1 protein-coding gene is annotated in these 1,210 nt (G+C 38.7%); it reads left to right on the top strand.

The features are described from left to right. The first annotated feature begins 139 nt into the window (after positions 1-139). Positions 140-1,078, top strand: coding sequence for a replication initiation protein RepM (gene repM / locus ACFVIV_RS39135; protein ID WP_379205387.1), 939 nt, complete (start codon positions 140-142; stop codon positions 1,076-1,078). Positions 1,079-1,210: the final 132 nt, after the last annotated feature.

Genomic DNA, 1,210 nt, shown 5'->3' with positions numbered 1-1,210 from the left:
ACGTTTATCTTGCAATATAGCAACGTTTATCTTGCAATATAGCAACGTTTATGTTGCAATATAGCAACGTTTATCTTGCATATTACAACATTGTTATATAATGTTGCTATAACAACAAAATTCGAATAAGTTGCTATGTATGAAAAAAGACCTAGTCGTTAAGGATAATGCGCTGATCAATGCCAGTTATAATTTAGACCTTGCAGAACAACGCCTAATCCTTTTAGCAATACTGGAGGCGAGGGAGTCTAATATCCCTAGTGACCGTGATTTAACTATCCATGCAGAAAGCTACATTAACCATTTCAATGTCCATAGAAACACCGCCTACAAAGTCTTAAAGGATGCTTGCAAAAACTTGTTTGAGCGTCGCTTTAGTTACCAAAAATTAACGGCTAAAGGCAATCTTGAGAATGTTATGAGCCGATGGGTACAGCGTGTGTCCTATGTTGAAAATGAAGCCCTTGTCCGTATCAGGTTTTCAGATGATGTTGTGCCACTGATCACCAACCTAGAGAAGCATTTCACCAGTTATGAACTGGAGCAGCTAAGTAGCCTAACGAGTGCCTATGCCATACGTTTATATGAACTACTAATTGCATGGCGTAGCACTGGGAAAGTATCAATGCTTGAAACTAAGGAATTGAGGTCAAGACTTGGTGTATTGGACACAGAGCATCAACGGATGGAATCGTTTAAAAGACGAGTATTAGAGCCTGCTATTCAACAAATTAACGACCATACCGACATTAAGGCAGAATACGAGCAACATAAGCGAGGACGTTCAATCATTGGGTTTTCATTCAGCTTTAAACAGAAATCCAAGCCTAAAACAATCAACCATGAACGAGATCCAAGCACGGTTGATATGTTCTGCAACTTGTCAGACAGTCAGATAAATACTTATAGCTCAGTATTGTCTAAAGTCCACAGTATCAGCGACCTAGCAGGGAATAAGGACTATCAAGCATTTGCAATATGGATTGCCAATATTTTACGTGACCCGTCCAGTGTGCGAGAAGAAACGGCAAAACGCATATTCAAGGCATTGCGAACAGAAACAGATTTTAAAGGTTAAATGGGAGTATTACTAATGACTGATTTATCAAAACTAAGTGAAACCGAGCTATTAGCTATCTGGAATAAAGATAATTTTGGACTGAAAGGTCAACTATACAAACTAGAACAAGAGTACATCGAAGCCAAAGAA

It is taken from the genome of Nocardia sp. NPDC127526 (assembly GCF_042672265.1).
Lineage (GTDB): Bacteria > Actinomycetota > Actinomycetes > Mycobacteriales > Mycobacteriaceae > Nocardia.
Note: the sequence above shows the minus strand (reverse complement) of the source record. Positions and strands in the feature narration are given on the sequence as shown.